The organism is candidate division KSB1 bacterium, from assembly GCA_034506335.1.
Taxonomy (GTDB): Bacteria; Zhuqueibacterota; Zhuqueibacteria; order JANLFK01; family Oleimicrobiaceae; genus Oleimicrobium.
Map to the genome: position 1 here is coordinate 38,699 of JAPDPR010000001.1, position 15,926 is coordinate 54,624.

Here is a 15,926-nt window from a genome sequence, read left to right on the forward strand (position 1 = left end):
GTGCGCTCCTGGCGTCACGCTCCTGTGCTGTGCCTCTACTACGTCACCTATCGCTGCAATGCCGGGTGTCGGTATTGCGACATCTGGCGCCGCCCCGAGCTCCGAGCCGTACCCGATGCGGAGCCCGTCCAAGTGCTCACTAACCTCCGTGGGTTGAAGAAAGCGGGCGTCCGCTTTGTCGACTTTACGGGCGGCGAGCCGCTCCTCTATGAGCCCCTCCCGCGCGTGTTGCGCGAGGCGAAAACCCTGGGGCTGTACACCACCGTCACCACAAACACCATCCTCTACGCCCAGCGGGCGCACGAACTGCGCCGGCTCGTCGACTTTTTGCATTTTTCCCTGGACACCACGGACGCTGCCAAGCAGCAGCGGTGGCGCCGGAGCCCGGAGCCATCCCACGTGCTGGCGGCTGTTGAGCTGGCCAAGTCCTTAGGCGAAGCCCCGGATCTTTTGTTCACGGCAACCCAACACAGCTACCTGGAGCTCCCCAAGTTGGCTGAGCTTGCCGCGCGTCTGCGCTGTGAACTCATCGTCAATCAGGTCTTTGCTGCCCCTCCGGGGCTGGCACTAACCCGCGAGGGACTGGCCTTCCTGGACCGCTTTCGCTCCCATCCGTTCGTGTACCTCAACCGGGGCTTTCAGCGACTGCGAAGAGAAGGGGGCAACCAGCAGAAGGCCCCGCGCTGCCGCGCGGTCAGCGCCACCGTAGTCATATCGCCGGACAATGCGGTGCTCCTCCCCTGCTTTCACCGGGCGTGCACCCGTCTGCCTATTGCTGGAGACGTGCGCGCCGCTCTTTCTTCCCCGGAACGCCTTCGCCATATGCGCATGCAGGGACGGCACCCCTTTTGCCAAGGGTGCGACATCAATTGCTACTTCGACCCCAGCTTTCTCTATCGCCTCGACGGCTTTTTCGTGGATAGCCAGTTCAGCAAGCTGCGCTATGGGTGGGACAAATATGTGCGGGCGCGCGCCCCCTTCCCGCGCCGGCAGCTCCGCAGAGGTGACTAAAGCATGACGTTCGTTCCCTTCTGCCCCACCATCGGCTACGCGGAGACGCACTACTCCTTCCGCCTGGTCCCCTCCCGCCTGCGCAAGCAGGAGCCGGAGGTGGTGGCCGACGTGCCCTATCGCTTGGGGCCTGGCCAGGACCTGCCGGTGCTGATTTTGGTGAAGGACGCCCACCTTTTTCCAGTAAAGCTCACGGCGGTGGAAGTCTCGGTGCAAAGTCCCTCAGGGGAGGTACACACCGCGCGCGTGCCGTGGGAGGAGACCGAGATAAGGGCCCCCCTCTGGCACAGAGTGATTTACGTCCCACGCCCGCCGGTGGTCGGCCCCTGCAGAGTCACCGTGGCCGTCACCCTCAATGCGCGCCGGGTCTACATCAGCGACAACTATCGCATCTCCAGCCACGCTCCTTTCGAATGCTACTTTGCCGAAGAGCCACTCCCTGGGACTAAAGGGTGGCACTTTGGCGACCTTCACTACCATTCGTCTTACACCAGCGATCAGGTGGAGTTCGGTGCTCCGTTGCCGGCAACAGTGGCGATGGCTGTGGCCGAAGGCCTGAGCTTCTTTGCGGTAACCGACCACTCCTACGACCTGGACGACAGCCCGAATAACCCCCTGCGCAACGATCACGGCTTGCCCAAGTGGCACCAGATGCGCGCCGAGGTGGCGGCATTGAACAGCAGCACTCCCGGCTGTGTGGTCATCCCCGGCGAAGAACTCTCCTGCGGCAATAGCCGGCGCCGCAACGTGCATCTGCTGGTGCTGGACAATGGCGAGTTTTTGGAAGGCTCAGGCGACAGCGCGGAGCGCTGGCTGCGCACGCGTCCGCAGCAAAGCATCACACACGCGCTGGAGCGCCTGGATGAGCAGGCGCTTGCCTACGCCGCCCACCCGGAGGATCGTACGCCTTTCTTGCAATGGCTCCTCATTAGACGCGGCAAGTGGAGCAAAGCCGACTACCTCCACCCCAGGCTCAACGGGCTCCAACTCTACAACGGGCATCTGGACCCGGCACTTCCCGCGGCGCTCCGCCGCTGGGTTGAGCTCCTGCTGGCCGGCAGGCGGCTCGCCATCGTCGCTGGCAACGACGGCCACGGCAACTTTGCCGTCTTCCGCCAGATCGGCTTTCCATTTTTCACCATGCGCGAGCAACGCCACCAGCTCTTCGGTGTGGCGCGCACAGGTGTGCTGGTCAAGGGGCAGCTATCGCTGCAAAATATCAAGGAAGGGCTGCGCAGCGGGCGAACACTGGTCACCACCGGGCCGTTCATGGAGCTCGTGGCCCATACCCCCTCGGGATCTGCTCACATCGGCCAGACAGCGGCGGGTTCCCCCTGCGAGCTGACGGTCCACCTTCAATCCAGCCCAGAATTTGGCCGATTGGAGCGGGCGGTTCTCTGGTTGGGGAAAAGAGAAGCAGCGCGCGAAGTGCAGCTCTGGACCTGCACGCACTTCCCGACGCGGATGACTCACCATGCCAAGATTGAAATTCCCCCTGGCCCGGGTGAGTTGTACGTGCGCGGAGAACTCCACACCCTTGGGCCCCAGGGGCGCCGCTCCTGCTACACCAGCCCCATCTGGTTTGCACAGGGGGACTGAACGGTCGCTGTCAGAGGAGTTTGATCTTCTTGATGATGCGCTTCAGCCCGCGGCCGTACAAGCGGGGACGAATTTCTACGTGGCGCTCGGCACCCTCGCCCACGCTCACGGTCTCCAGGTCATTGAACTGTTTCAGCGCATTGTGGACGACGAAGCGCTCAAAGCTCCCCATAGGAGGCAAGGCCACCACGCACTGTCTCTGCCGCGCCTCTTCGGCCTTTTGCTCGGCAAGCCTCCTGATATTGCCCACAGGGAAGACCTTGAGCACATAGTTCCCGTCGGTACGGTAGGTCTTGGTTTCGAATTCCGGATTCCCATCGAAGAAACGGTGGATGCGCTTGCGCTCGAACGCGGTCAGGTCCGTGAGCGTAGCCGGCTCACAGGAGTCGCGCAGATTTCGCTGCACCTCCACCAAGATGCGGTCAATCTTGCTCATCTTGGAGCGCGGTTTCCCCTCCCCCTTCCTTGCCTCACGTCCTTGCCCCATCGCCGTATTTCCTCTCCAGAGCCTGTCGTAGCTTATCGTGTATGCCCTCAAAGTCACCGTTACTCAGTGTGACAATGACATCCCCAGGACGCGCCTCCGCCGCCACGAAAGAGGCAATGGCGTCCACGTCGGGGAAATGATAGGCGTCCTTGTTGCGCGCGCGAAGGTCGGCCACCAATTGCGGGACGGAAAAAAGCTCCTCGGGTCGGACCTTGTCGGGCCGATGCACCGGAGCTATGACCACATGGTCTGCGGCGCCAAAGCACTCGGCGAACTCGAGCTGGAAAACCTTGCGCCGGGCAGTCGCAGTGCGCGGTTCATAAAGAGCCCAAATGCCCGCCTCTGGGTAGAGAGCCCGCACGCCGGCCAGCGTCTCCTTGATGGCCGTAGGGTGATGCGCAAAATCATCGTAAACTTTGATACCGTTCACTTCAGCCCGCAGTTCCAGCCGCTTCCGCACGCCCTGGTACAAGGCCAACGCCTCCGCAATCTGCGCGCAGCTTAGCCCTAAGAAGCGGCCGACAGCAATGGCCGCCAGCGCGTTGCGCACATTGTGCACGCCGGTGAGCCTCGTGCGAATCTCCACCTCCTTACTCCCGCGGTACCACGCCACAAAGCGCGTCCCCTCAGGGCCAACAGTAACCCCTTCGGCCCGCCAGGTGGCATCAGGCGCAAGACCAAAGCTGTGCACCGGGCAAAGCGCCCGCTGCGCCAGCTCCATCACCACGGGGTCATCCGCGCCGGCCACAAGGAGCCCATTGCGAGGAATTATGTTGACAAAACGACGGAACGCCACTTTGATCTCTTCCAGGCTGCCGTAAATGTCCGCGTGGTCGAATTCGATGTTGTTGATCACCGCCACATCCGGCAGATAGTGCATGAACTTGGGCCCTTTGTCAAAAAAGGCAGTGTCATACTCATCCCCTTCTACGACAAAGTGCCTCCCCGAGCCGTGCTTGAAACCCTGCTGGAAGTTGCAGGGGATGCCGCCGATGAGGAAACTGGGGTCGTGCCCGGCGTGCTCCAACGTCCACGCGATCATGGAGCTGGTGGTGGTCTTGCCATGCGTGCCAGTCACCACCACCGAGTACCGGTCGCGCAGGAAGAACTCCTTGAGGGCCTCGGGCATGGAGGTGTAGTGCAGTTTGCGCTCAAGCACGGCCTCCACTTCCGGATTACCCCGCGACATGGCGTTGCCGATCACCACCAGGTCCGGGGCAGGCTCCAAGTGCGCCGCGTCGAACCCCTCGTACACCGGGATGCCTTGCTCGGCAAGGAAGGTGCTCATCGGGGGATAGACGTCCTTGTCTGAGCCGCGCACGCGGTAGCCCAAGCTCTTGAGCATGGCCGCCAGGGCCGCCATAGCTGTGCCGCAGATGGCGATGAAGTAGACGTCGGCGCCGGGATCCACACGCCTCATAGATCAGCCCCTGCAGCAAGCAAAAGCGCCAGGTCCTGCTCCACCGTCAGCGACGGCGTCTCCACAATCCGCCCGATCTCCATCCCATCAATCACCACAACGAAGGTGGGCACATGCGTGACCGAGAAGCGCTCGGCCACCCCCTCCGGGTCACGGAGACTGCGGTCCAAGGCCAACAGCTTCACGTGCAGGCGCGGATTATGCGCCAAGTAAACGCTCTTCAGAAAGCGCGGCACCTCCCGCGCGCAATCCGGACACCAGGTGCCAATGAATGCCAGCAAATCCACGTCGCGCTGATAGCTGCGAAGCACTGCCAGCGCTTCTTCGTCGGGCTCGTACTTGTCAAAGTCGGCCCGGTAGTTGTCCATTTCCATGAGCAATCGTTCCTGTGTAAGCCAACCGGTGAGCACCTTAGGTTGACGTTGCGTGTGGCAGGCGGCCACCACTGCCACTACCGCTGCTGCCATGGCAAGTGTGGGCCACCTCACAGCTGCCTCCTGGACAAACCGCCCCGGTACTGCTCAACGGTCAGTTGCTCTAACTCCGCCGGCATCTGTCCAGGACTGCGCGCGCCTGTCCTGCTCACGATGCCCTCGCGCTCCAGGCGTACGCTCACTTCCTGTCCCTTGTCCCCCAATCGACCCAGCGGCATGCCATTGAGAAACACAAGTACGGCACCGGCGTCTGCCGCTTTGACCACAAAATGATGGCGTGCACGCCAGCTCTTGCGCTCGCCCGCAGGACAGATACCAGCGCTGAGCGTGCTGTCATCGGCCGCCACCTGCACCCAGGTCTCTTGCAGCAGCTCCATGTCCAAGAGCAAACCGGCCCCCATTTCCTGACTGGCAGCAGCCCTCTGCTTGGCTGGACCCACCGGCACCTCGCGTCCACCAAACAACATCTTGTAGTTGAGCGCGTACACGGCAACAAGCCCCACCACCGCGATGCCAATGGCAGTGAACAGCAGTGCCGAGCCTTTCGGTCTGCGCAGCAGCTCCTTCAGCCTAGCTACCAACGAGGCGAAGGAAAAGCCTTCCCGCTTAGGTTCGGCGGGTACCAGGGATTTAGCCTCCTGCAGGCGCTCCCGTACTCGGTCCAGAGGCCTGAGCATGGTCGACGGCTCCAACCCCACGTCCTGGGCATAGGCGCGGATGAACGCCCGCACGTACGGCTCCGGCAGAAAGCCGAACTCGCCCTCCTCGATGCTCTGCAGGTACGCAGGGTTGATCTTGGTGCGCTTGGACACCTCCTCCAGCGTGACTTTCTTGCGCTCGCGGGCCCGGCGCAGCTCATCACCAATGGCGCGACAAATCCCCTTGATGCCAGCACTTTCCTCGATTGCCACACCTCACTCCTTCATCCGGCAGAATTCCCGACAGGCCACATAGAACTTGGCCAGTGGGAAGCCCACCACGTTATAGAAGCACCCTTCGATTCGGTCGACAAAAATGGCGCTCAGGTCCTGAATACCATAGGCACCGGCTTTGTCCAAGGGACTGCCGGTGGCCACGTAGGCCTCGATCTCCTCCGCGCTCAGCGTGCGAAAGTGCACCCGCGTCACCTCGTGGTCCACGAGCACCCGTTGGCCCGGCTTTTCCACCAGGGCAAAGCCTGTGTAGACCTCATGCGTCCGGCCGCTCAGTGCGGCGAGCATCGCGCGGGCTTCCTCCGCGTCGGCTGGTTTGCCAAGGATGCGCCCCTCCAGCACCACCACCGTGTCGGCGCCGATGACTACCCCACGCACCACTCGCGCGGCCACCTCCTGCGCCTTGGCAAGAGAGAGCTCGCGCACATGCTGCACAGGATCCTGCGCGGTGCCATTGTCCTCCTGCACACTGCTGGGAACAATGGCAAAGTCCAGGCCAAGCAGGCGGAGCAGCTGTGCCCGCCGCGCCGAAGCCGAGGCCAAAATGAGCGGACGGCCGCCAAAAGAAAGCAAGCTCTGTGCCGCACTCTGCGGGGCGCTCATCGCTCTTCCACAGGACTATCCAGGATCACCGTCACCGGGCCGTCATTGTTGATATGCACTACCATGTGGGCGCCAAACACCCCTTCGGCCACGGTCAGGCCATGCCCGCGCAGGGCAGCGACAAAGTGCTCGTACAGAGGCTTGGAGAGCTCGGGCGGGGCCGCATCCGTAAAGCCAGGACGACGCCCGCGCCGGCAGTCCGCATACAGCGTGAACTGCGACACCACCAGCAGCTCCGCACCCACGTCCAGGGCGGAAAGGTTGAATTTGCCCTGGTCGTCGGCAAAAATACGGAGATTCACGCACTTTTGCGCAAGAAATTCCGCATCGGCCTTGGTGTCGCCGTTGCGCACGCCCACCAGGATCACCAGCCCCTTACCGATGCGTCCGGTAGTGGCACCGTCGATCTCCACCGATGCCGATGTCACGCGCTGCAAGACCGCACGCACACATTCACCTCGTGCCAAACCTGGTATTCCATAGCCACCCGCGCCACGACCTCTGCTGGAAAGCCCGGCGCCGGAACGCCCGCCGCGCCCCTCTTCACTCCTCCGGGATCAAGAAATAGATCGGTCGAATGGGAAGCAGGCGGCGTTGTACCTCGGGAATCTTTTCGTAATGTTCCACCCAGAGATCGAAAAGCCGATTGAGGTCCAATAGAATGATGCGCCGCTTCTCTTGCCGCCGCGCTTCATCCTCCGCCTCGCGCGTGAAGCCTCCGGTGGAGATGAACAGGCCAACATCCCCCTCGCCCAACAGGGCGAGCAATGAGCGCACCCCGTCGATGGTGGTCTTGTCGCTGCGCCGTTTCACCTGTACCTTGATGCGCGGGCCCTGGATACCCAACGGGTCCGTGTGAGCAATGATGTCTATGCCCTTGTCAGGTCCAGGCGGCGCCACCCACGACACATGGTAACCCATCGCGCGGAGAAGTCCAGCCACAAGCTCTTGGAAGTCGTACGGGCTCATGCGCTCCAGATGCTCCTCGATGGCGCTCCACGCAGCTTCCTCGGCCTCTTCAAGGGCGGTGGCGGCGCCCGAGGAAGCCTCCTCCTCGGCCTGCTCCGGCTCTCGCGTTGCCTTCCACTGGCGATAGAGCCTGTCGGACTCGCGTCTGAACTCCTCTGGGTCTGGGAAACGCCGATACGCCTCTCGCCCGGCGTCCGTCAGCGCCCAGATCCCTTTGTTCTTCACGAGCCAGCCCGCCTTGACCGGCCCAATGGTGCTAAACCTCACGATCCTCTCATAGCGGCGGACGGTCGGACGATTTGGATACGTGCTGTTTTCAAAGTCCGTGGGCGGCACAATCCGCGCCAGGCTTTCCAGAACTTGCCGGGATGGCAAACCGTCGGGATGATCCCAAAGAACTTGGAAAAGCCCCCTGATCAGCTCTCCTCTGCGCCGCTTGGTAACTTCTGCCACGAGTTCGTTCCCTCCATGCCTTTGTGGGACGCCTCAACGCCCCACGTAAATCGCCACCAGGCCCAGGAACATGTCCGCCTTGAGCAGCTCGCTCAACCGATGCAACACCGGCGGCTCTGGCCGCCGCCACATCGTCACCAGCACATAGGCCACAACCGTGTCCACCCCGGCTATGACCACCAGCAGATAGGCGAACCCATACACGCCGGCAGCATACGGCAGAGGGGTGACCAGCACCACCAGCGCATAGACGGCGGTGGCCACCGCCAGCGCGGCGCGCCAGCCATGGCGGATGGGGAGCGTCACTGCGCCCTCCAGCCGGTCGCCCTCCATGTCCTCCACGTCCTTGATGATCTCCCGCCCCAGGTGGAACAGGAACGCAAAGCCCGCAGGGATGGAGGCAGCCCATGGCCTCCCCACTGCCAAGCCGCCGTACAAGAAGGCCAAGCCCGTGGCTACGCTCACCGCCACGTTGCCCCACAGCACCGTGCGCTTGAGTCGCCAGCTGTAGACGTAGAGGAGCAGGGCCGTGAGCGTCGCCACCGCCAGCGGGAGGACGCCAATCAGGGCCCCGAGGGCGCTGCCCAGGGCCAAACAGGCCAGCGCCTGCCCCTTGGCTGCCCGACGCGTGACCCGCCCCGCCGGCAGCGGGCGGTACGGCTTGTTGCGCCGGTCGATTTCCACGTCAAAGTAGTCGTTGATGGCGTTGGCACCGGCGGCAACCAGCGCGCCCGACACACAGGCGACCAACACCTTTTCTATGGGCTGTATGGAGCCGCTTACCAGGGCCCCGACAAAGATCGACAGCCCGCCGATGAGCACATTGACCGGCCGGGTAAGCATCAGGTGCGCCCAGAGGCGCGAACAACACGTCGTCGCTGGCGGCTCGGAATGTGAGGAGCTTTGGTCTCGGTGCGGGTGCAAGGGGTGCGAACGGGCGTCTCTCCCACGTGGCACTGATCGTTTCCAGCCTGGTGAGGGTCCATATCTATGCGCATGCGCTGCCCGAAGGGCAACGCCCCATCGTCGCGGTCACATGTAGCGAGCCAAATATAACGATTTAGTGCAGGAAAATCAAGGGGCAAATGGGGTAGCGCAAGTTTCCCACTTGCGCGAGTGGGCGGCTCACGATCCCCCGCTCTTGAAAGAACGCGAGCACAGGCTCACGCCTGTGCTCCAGCGTGTCAATGCCACCTCCGTCAAGTGAGGTTTGTGCACATGACCGCATCTGAGGGCACGGCATGCCGTGCCCCGACACCGTCTCAATCCCTCTTCCTTCAGGTCATGCTTTCACACCGCTGGCGCCGTATCTGCCGCTCGCAGCGCCACATACAGCGCCCTGCTGGCAAACCGGGCCTCCACATTCCTCGCACCGCCCGTCACACCCTCCGCCCACCCCACCCCACACCCCCCGCAGGTGACGTCACCTCCTTTCTTTAGGGGCCTATGGCAAAACCATGGCCGAAAATCGTCCACAGCGCCCTGCATGGAGAGGCCAGTCTGGGCGCTCGCCCTCCCTGGGGAGAGCCCATCAGACAATGTACACCTCTCTGTCGCGGGTCAGTTCTCCTGTCCCCAATATTTCCACCCGCGCGGCACACTGCGCGCACAGGCCGTAGATGCGCACCGAGTCCTTGTCCTCCTTCAGCACCCGATGCAACCGCTGTTTCAGCCGCTCCAGGTGCCGCTGCTCGAGGTTGGCTTCGAATACACTATACTGAACTCTTGTGCCAAAGTCAAGCAGAATTTTCGCCACGCGCAGCCGGCGGCGGTCGTCGGGGATGTCGTAGGAGATCAGATAGAAGCTATGCGAAGGTGTAGGCATCGTAGGGCTCCCCTTTGGCAATGGCGCGGCGCAGCTTCTCCACTTCTTGGCGCAGCAGTGCCCGGAAGCTGTGTGGCTGCGAGGGCAGCGAGGCCTGGCCCAGCCAGCGTTCATACTCCAGAAAGTACTTCTTGAGCGCGCGCGGCGCCAAGCGCACGCCCAGGGCTGGGTGCAGCTGAAAGTCATAGCGGGTCAGCTGCTTAAGGTTGAGGAGGCGGACAGTGAGCCGGTCGATGACCGGGGCGCGGAAGGGCTCCAAGACATCCAACGCCAGCGAGGCCCGCCCATAGCGGAGCTCGTGGTACAGGCCCAAGTAGGGGTCCAGGCCCACGCCGCCGATGATGGCCTGCACTTCGTTGCCCAGCAGCACGTACCCTAAAGAGAGCAAGGCATTGACCGGATCTTTGGGCGGGCGCCTCTGGCGGTGGTGGAATTGCCACTCGGGCGCCACAAAAGCGCGCAAGGCGGCAAAATAGGCTGCCGTGGCCGACCCCTCGATGGCGCGCACCGCTTCTTTGTCCGGCGCGGTGGAGAGCCGCTGCACCGCGTGGTGCAGCGCATCGCGCTGTGGGGTCACATCCACCTCGCGCTGGCTGCGCGCCAGGCGCGCCAACACCGCCTCGCAGTTTGTCAGCTTGGCGGCGACAAGGGCCCTGCTCATGCTGAGGGCAAAGCTCGGATCGCAGACGCGCTGGTACTGGCGCAGGCGCACCAACGCGTTCTTGCCCCATGGAGGCGTGAGGTGCCCTTTGAGCCTGCCCCGCAACGAGAAAAGCGCCAGGTCAATTCCCCTGGCCAGCAGCGCCGAGGCAGCCTGCGTAGTGACCTGCACGTTGCCGAACAAGCACACCGCGCTGACCTTGAACTGGTGCACATCCAGGAGCACCTGGCGCTCCTTTTCCACCACCAAGCGTTCCCCTCGCTTGCGAAGGATGGCGTTCTGCTCGGTCAGATAGATGACTGCCATGGTCTGTGCGCCCTTTCTTGTTACACCGAGGCACAGTGCCCCATTGTCACCTATCGCCCTCCCTGTTGGACGGGCGCAGGTCGGCGCTTCTTGCAGCGCCGGCAATCTGGTCGCCTCGGGAGTGCGTGCCGCTGGCCACTCTGCCCCCTTCCCTGCCAGGAACTCGCTGGCCACGTGCTATGGGTGCTGGTGCAGTTCATATTTGCCCAGGCCAAATGAGGTGCCTTTGCCCACGTGCATCACTTCCCCCAGGCGCAGCAGAGGCAGGAATGGCCCCAAGGGGCCGGCGAAGGAGATTTCGCCCACGATGCCGCCCAGTTTCATCCGCGTCTGCTGGCGGTTGGACCACCGTTCCCAATCGACCCAGCGCAGCGAGTGGGCGCAGGTAGTGACCTCCGCTGCCAGGGCCAGGGCCGGTGCAAAGTCCCACTGCACCGCAGCCTGGGGGCAATAGAAGTGTGCCAGCTCCGAGGCGCGCTTGAGCAGGTGAAAGACCAGCAGGCGAAAGTCAAGCCGGTCGGTGAGGTGGCCGCGGTGCTTGATGCGGGTCGGGGTGAGGAAGCGCAGGGTGAGGGCGGAGGCTGCCGCGGTGGATTCGGGCGGGCGTTGCCTGGCGTCCAGGTTGGCCAGGGTACCGCTCTTCCCGTCGTAGATGTCCTGCCATCCGGCCTGGGTGCGGGCGGCAACGCTGCGCACGGTGCATCGCCCCCTCCCTTTGCCGATGCCGCAGCGCCCCAGCTCCCTGAACGTGAGGATGAAGTACGGCAGCAGGTCGCAGGCGCTGCCGAACAGGGTGAGGCCGAACACGACCTCGCCGCCGGCGGGCACGTCCTGTTGCTCGGCCAGGGGCGGCTCGATCACAAAGGGGTGGGGGGCACGGTCCACGCCGCGCAGGAAGCGGGGCAGCGTGCCCATGGCCGGGGATTCGAACACCCGGCTGTAGGGGCAGGTGCCCGTGAGCACACAGCCTTGGCACGTGGCGCGGCGAGGTTCCACGCACGCCACCCGGCGAAAGGCATGGCCGAAGGCGCCGCGCAGGGTGGAGCCTTTGTATGGGGCGAGGCGAAGGTCGTCAACCGCCTGCAGCCGGCACTGGTATTGGGCAAACGTCAGCTCTGGGAGCGTCACCATTGCCATCTTTCCCGCGAGCATTTAGCGCGTGGCGCGCGCGGCGTCGCGCACCGCTTGCAGGTTCAGAATTTCGGCCACCTCAAAGCGCGGCGGCGTGGACCCGGGACTGGGGCGCAGGCGCACCACCGCCGGAAAGTAGCCGCAGCGCCCGTGCAGCTCCGCCACCAGCAGCGCGGCAATGGTGCCCAGCCCGGGCAGGTTCACCACCAGCGGCGTGGTTTGCCACTGTTCGGAGGTAAACCCTACGGCGTCCACCAGTGCTTTGGCCTGTTCGGCGAAAGGGCGCTGATGATCGAAGTGGGTCTTGACTTCCACCGTCTGCACCAGCTCTTGGCCCACAAGCCGCGCGATGGCGGCCAGGTGGTCCTGCGTGAGTGGATGGCCAAAGTTGATCAGCGTCATTGCGCGGGCTCCTCGGGTAGTGGTAAGTCCTGTAAGCGCTGCGGGAGCTTTGCAGCGTGGCGGGCGATGGCGCTCATGCTGCGGGGGCTCTTGCGGAATCCGCAGTGCGCGATGTCATTGCGCAGCTCGGCTACGGCGCTCCAGGCCGCGCACAGCTTTTTTGCGCTTGGCAGGGACTTTAGGGCCTGGACCAATAGTTCAGGGGCTTTGCTCTCCGGCGCGCGTCGGGAGAGCGAGTTCAGCGTCGCCTCCACCACGCTGCGGTCGGCGATGCAGTCTTTGCCCAGCTGCACACAGGCCCAAGAGACCAGCCACTCCCGCGCCAGTGTTACCGCCTGGAACACATGGCCTCGCTCCACGAACCATTGCACCAGGTCGCGTTGCATGGCGAGGGTATCGCGGGCGAAGGGCGCGTACGTGGCGCTGACTGCTGCCAGCAATACGGCAAAGGGGCGAGCCCACAGGTTTGCCTCCCTTTCCACCTGGGAAAGACGCTGCGCAAGGCCCTGCGCCGCGGGGGCGACGTCGCGTGGGCGGGCCAAGAGCAAGGCCCTCGAGAGCGCGTCCAGGCATGCGGCCACACTTTCCAGATGGCGCGGCAAGTCCTCCTGCGTGGCCAAGCCTGAGCTCCATGGCCGGCGGTGCGCCTGCTTCACCAAGGGGGCGAGGCGGCGGGCATCGCCGCTGTGCTGAAACAGGTCGGCGGCGGCCAACCACTGCAGCAGTTCCAAGAAAGGTGTCAGGTCAAATACTGGGGCACGACCGTCTTGTCGCGCCTCATAGCAGCCGTACAGGAGATGACACAGGCGCACACCCTTTGCCGCCTGCAGGTACGCCGCAGCCAACAGCGAGAGCACGGGCAGGGAACGGAACGCGTGGGTAATGTCAAAGGCGATCTCGTCGCCCGGCCCGAATCGTGCGGTCAGGACGTCAAAAATCTCCCACAGCTCCTGCTCGCTCCTGCCGGTGGGGATGTCCAGGGCGTTCAGGGACACCTTTCCCGCCAAGCGCCGTTGCAGCTCTGCCCAGTTGGCACTGGCGCGCGCCTCAGCGGTGAGGGCCACCAGCATCTCTTGCGGCTGGAGCCAGTGCGCCAGAGCCTCAGGGAAGAGGTTGGTGGTGTGCTCCTTTTGGCCCCACGTGTACGTGACCTGATCATAGCGGTTCGTGCCGAGAAACGTGATGAGCTTCATGTCCTGCCTCCTATGTGTCTGTGCGGTGCGGCCTTGGAACGCGGTCCGCGCATTCTCCTCCCTTGCCGGGCCGCAGCGTGGCCTTACACGAAGACGTGACGCGCTGGAGCGCACGCCGCTCTTTACCGTGTGGTGCCGGCAGTGGGCGTCAGCTGCACCCAGCCCAGGGGCCAAACCGGGGCCCCTGCTTGATAGGCAAGCCGCCTGGTCTTGGGGAAGGGCTTGCTGAACTGCTTGGTCTGCGGGTGTCGGCCCACGCCGTAGCTGCGGCGCAGCTCCTCGAATGTTTCCTCGCCCAGGGCCGCCCTCACCAGGTCGCCAATTGTTTTTGCCTGCCAGCCGCTGCCCCAGCCAAGATTGAGCAGGAAAGCGCCTTCGGGGAGCCCGGCGAGGGACGCCTCCAGCTGCGCGTAAAAGTCGCGGAGGCTCTGCCGGCCGTGCTGTGAGAAGAATTCTTTCTCCGCGGTGATCAGGCGCTGTGCGGAGGCATTGCAGGCGCCAGCCAGGGAGCGGATCACCCGTTCGCGTTCGCCGGCAAGGCCGAGCTCGCGGGCGGCTGGTGAGAAGAGGAACTCGTCCAGGCGGACCTGCACCGTGGTCGCGGTCCCAGGCGGCAACCACTCCGCGTAATTCTTGTACTGGCCCTCTTGGTCGCGCTTCTCCACCAGGTGCCCATCGCGCAGCGTGTAGGTCCAGACCAGCCCCACGGTCAGACGTTCGGCCGGGAGCGGCTCGCTGTCCAGCACCTGGAGGGCGCGGAGCAGGTCATACTTGGGGTCCTTGCCCAGCACGGCGCGCTCGATCTTTTGGGCTAACCACTCCCTGCTCTTGCCGAGACGCTCGAGGGTTGCTGCCAGCCGCTTGTTGTCGCGCTGCTCCGGCACGCTACCTGGTCGCACCTCAAGGAGCAGGTAGAGGGTCTTCTGCCACTCTTGCGCGTCGTTCTGCTGCAGGCCGAAGACCTGGGCCAGCGCCCTCTGCACGCGCTCAGGTCGAAAATCCGGCGACGTGCCCAGGGCATTGAGGATTTCCCTCCGCCTGAGGCAGATCCGCAGGTAGCGCTGGACAAGGCGCCTGTGGTCATCGTTGTTGCTGATCAGGTGCCACAGGAGCGCCCTGCGCAGGGCCCCTTTGAGCGAGGTTCCTGGCACGTACGGGCGTCCGTATGCGTCCTTGATCGCTTCCAACACTGGCGTCTCACCTGGGTCTTCCGGGCAAGGCAGGGCGTAAAGGCTAACCTGCTGAGGGCGGAGATCGTGTTCCTTGAGCCACGCTGCCCAGGAAAACGTGCGCTCGGCCATGTCGCGGGCCAGCTCCTCGGCGTCCGCGCCGCCGGCCAGCACCCGGTCCAGGTCGATCACGTACCATGTGCCCTGGTGGAAAGTGGCCGTGAACCTGTCGTACTTCATGTTGGTGCCGATGTGCACCGGGCTCAAGCAAGTGATGGTGTAGGTTGTTGTGCTCATGGCATGTTCACCCCCAGCGGAAATGCATAACCGTAGCGCCACACCTTGTGGGGACAGGGCTCTGGGGTCACGTCCACCAGGCAACCCGGCAGGGTAGTGGCCGCGCTGAAGGTTGACCCTTCGGCGAACATCCACACGGTCTTGCGGCGCAGGTTGCTCCCTTCCGGCGAGGTGACCCATCCTCGGCGGGCGATGAGCTCATAGGCCGGGCGGTCGGCCGTGAGGGCGGCAAGCTGGGAGGCATCCTTGGGGCAGAACGGCGCCAAGGTCACGAAGTACGGTGCGTCCTCCACGCCAGGAAGATCTCCTTCGCTCTTGGTGAAGGTGAACAGGCCGCGTCCGGCGCCCCGTTCACCGCCTAGGCCGGAGTCTGCCAGCAGCGCCAGCGCCGCATCGAAGCGCTGCGTGAGCTGGTCGCCATGTGCCGGGTTAAAGACCGCAGCGAACCAGAGGCCAGCGCCCTGGGCGTAGTGCACCTCACCAAAATGCCAGATGGCCGAGGCGTTGCTGATGCGGTCCAGGGTCACGCGCGGCACGGTAGCCGTGCGCCAGAGGACTGCCTGGTCGCCTGCCGGCTCAACAAAAGCCGCCAGCTTTTGCATTTCCCCTTCGGAAACCCAGGCCACTCCGCCGTTGATGCAGCTCTTCGGCGAGAACCGCACTGGCTCGCCACGCGCCAGGGCAGCCAGCACCTCCCGCGACACGAATCGCACCCGCTTGAAGCTCTTCTCGTCGCCGCTGGAGAGAAGCAGATTGCGGAGCCTGCCCACCGGTTTGGGGAACAGCAGCACCTCTCCCGCGAAGGGGAACGCGGAGGTGAGGTGGAAGGGGTGTTCTTCTTCTGTGCCGGAGAACCAGTCCAGAAGCTCGCGCTCTAAGGCCTCGGCGCCGAAAAGGACACGCCAGGAGGTGCAGAGGGCCGAGAAAAGGGTATCGGCCGGCACGTGCAGGCGCGTCTCCTCGAGCGCCACGCCCCGTTCGCCGATGTGCAGGGGCGCGCGGAATGAGAGCCGGTAGATCGTTGCGGTGGGCAT

General features: G+C 64.0%; 17 protein-coding genes. 2 read left to right on the top strand and 15 right to left on the bottom strand.

Annotated elements, in window-relative coordinates; genetic code table 11:
* Both ONB25_00170 and ONB25_00175 read left to right on the top strand, forming a co-directional pair.
* Positions 1 to 1,011, top strand: a complete 1,011-nt coding sequence (locus ONB25_00170) for a radical SAM protein (GenBank protein ID MDZ7391303.1) — start codon at positions 1 to 3, stop codon at positions 1,009 to 1,011.
* Between the two features lie 3 nt (positions 1,012 to 1,014).
* Positions 1,015 to 2,610: a CehA/McbA family metallohydrolase gene (locus tag ONB25_00175; GenBank protein ID MDZ7391304.1), complete on the top strand. Its 1,596-nt coding sequence runs from the start codon at positions 1,015 to 1,017 to the stop codon at positions 2,608 to 2,610.
* 10 nt (positions 2,611 to 2,620) lie between these two features.
* Here the strand turns inward: ONB25_00175 and ONB25_00180 are convergent, their stop codons facing one another.
* The 15 genes from ONB25_00180 to csm4 all read right to left on the bottom strand — a co-directional run bounded on the left by ONB25_00180 (position 2,621) and on the right by csm4 (position 15,926).
* The gene (locus ONB25_00180) at positions 2,621 to 3,097 is read right to left on the bottom strand and encodes a hypothetical protein (GenBank protein ID MDZ7391305.1); all 477 of its coding nucleotides are present in this window, start codon (positions 3,095 to 3,097) and stop codon (positions 2,621 to 2,623) included.
* A complete protein-coding gene (gene mpl / locus ONB25_00185) occupies positions 3,081 to 4,517 on the bottom strand; it encodes a UDP-N-acetylmuramate:L-alanyl-gamma-D-glutamyl-meso-diaminopimelate ligase (GenBank protein ID MDZ7391306.1) in 1,437 nt (478 codons plus the stop codon). The genes ONB25_00180 and mpl overlap by 17 nt, the downstream gene beginning before the upstream one ends.
* Positions 4,514 to 5,005 carry a thioredoxin family protein gene (locus tag ONB25_00190; GenBank protein ID MDZ7391307.1) on the bottom strand — a complete coding sequence of 164 codons (492 nt, stop codon included), beginning with the start codon at positions 5,003 to 5,005 and terminating at the stop codon, positions 4,514 to 4,516. The genes mpl and ONB25_00190 overlap by 4 nt, the downstream gene beginning before the upstream one ends.
* On the bottom strand, positions 5,002 to 5,862 hold the full coding sequence (locus tag ONB25_00195) for a DUF4115 domain-containing protein (GenBank protein ID MDZ7391308.1): 861 nt from the start codon (positions 5,860 to 5,862) through the stop codon (positions 5,002 to 5,004). Before ONB25_00195 ends, ONB25_00190 begins: the two co-directional genes overlap by 4 nt.
* A 3-nt stretch (positions 5,863 to 5,865) precedes the next feature.
* Entirely contained in the window at positions 5,866 to 6,486 is a 621-nt protein-coding gene (locus ONB25_00200) for a Maf family protein (protein MDZ7391309.1), read from the bottom strand.
* On the bottom strand, positions 6,483 to 6,935 hold the full coding sequence (dtd, locus tag ONB25_00205) for a D-aminoacyl-tRNA deacylase (protein ID MDZ7391310.1): 453 nt from the start codon (positions 6,933 to 6,935) through the stop codon (positions 6,483 to 6,485). Before dtd ends, ONB25_00200 begins: the two co-directional genes overlap by 4 nt.
* A gap of 94 nt (positions 6,936 to 7,029) precedes the next feature.
* Positions 7,030 to 7,908, bottom strand: a complete 879-nt coding sequence (locus tag ONB25_00210) for an Mrr restriction system protein (protein MDZ7391311.1) — start codon at positions 7,906 to 7,908, stop codon at positions 7,030 to 7,032.
* Positions 7,909 to 7,941: 33 nt separating this feature from the next.
* A complete protein-coding gene (locus tag ONB25_00215) occupies positions 7,942 to 8,751 on the bottom strand; it encodes a geranylgeranylglycerol-phosphate geranylgeranyltransferase (protein MDZ7391312.1) in 810 nt (269 codons plus the stop codon).
* A gap of 688 nt (positions 8,752 to 9,439) precedes the next feature.
* Entirely contained in the window at positions 9,440 to 9,733 is a 294-nt protein-coding gene (gene cas2 / locus ONB25_00220) for a CRISPR-associated endonuclease Cas2 (GenBank protein ID MDZ7391313.1), read from the bottom strand.
* Entirely contained in the window at positions 9,714 to 10,700 is a 987-nt protein-coding gene (gene cas1 / locus ONB25_00225; GenBank protein MDZ7391314.1) for a CRISPR-associated endonuclease Cas1, read from the bottom strand. Before cas1 ends, cas2 begins: the two co-directional genes overlap by 20 nt.
* Positions 10,701 to 10,877: 177 nt before the next feature.
* Positions 10,878 to 11,831 (bottom strand): CRISPR system precrRNA processing endoribonuclease RAMP protein Cas6, encoded by a 954-nt coding sequence (cas6, locus tag ONB25_00230; protein ID MDZ7391315.1) that lies wholly within the window; start codon positions 11,829 to 11,831, stop codon positions 10,878 to 10,880.
* A gap of 21 nt (positions 11,832 to 11,852) precedes the next feature.
* The gene (gene csx15 / locus ONB25_00235) at positions 11,853 to 12,233 is read right to left on the bottom strand and encodes a CRISPR-associated protein Csx15 (GenBank protein MDZ7391316.1); all 381 of its coding nucleotides are present in this window, start codon (positions 12,231 to 12,233) and stop codon (positions 11,853 to 11,855) included.
* Complete coding sequence (gene csx2 / locus ONB25_00240) at positions 12,230 to 13,426, bottom strand: TIGR02221 family CRISPR-associated protein (GenBank protein ID MDZ7391317.1); 1,197 nt, start codon at positions 13,424 to 13,426, stop codon at positions 12,230 to 12,232. The genes csx15 and csx2 overlap by 4 nt, the downstream gene beginning before the upstream one ends.
* Before the next feature lie 122 nt (positions 13,427 to 13,548).
* Complete coding sequence (csm5, locus tag ONB25_00245; GenBank protein MDZ7391318.1) at positions 13,549 to 14,892, bottom strand: type III-A CRISPR-associated RAMP protein Csm5; 1,344 nt, start codon at positions 14,890 to 14,892, stop codon at positions 13,549 to 13,551.
* Positions 14,889 to 15,926, bottom strand: coding sequence for a type III-A CRISPR-associated RAMP protein Csm4 (gene csm4 / locus ONB25_00250; GenBank protein MDZ7391319.1), 1,038 nt, complete (start codon positions 15,924 to 15,926; stop codon positions 14,889 to 14,891). Before csm4 ends, csm5 begins: the two co-directional genes overlap by 4 nt.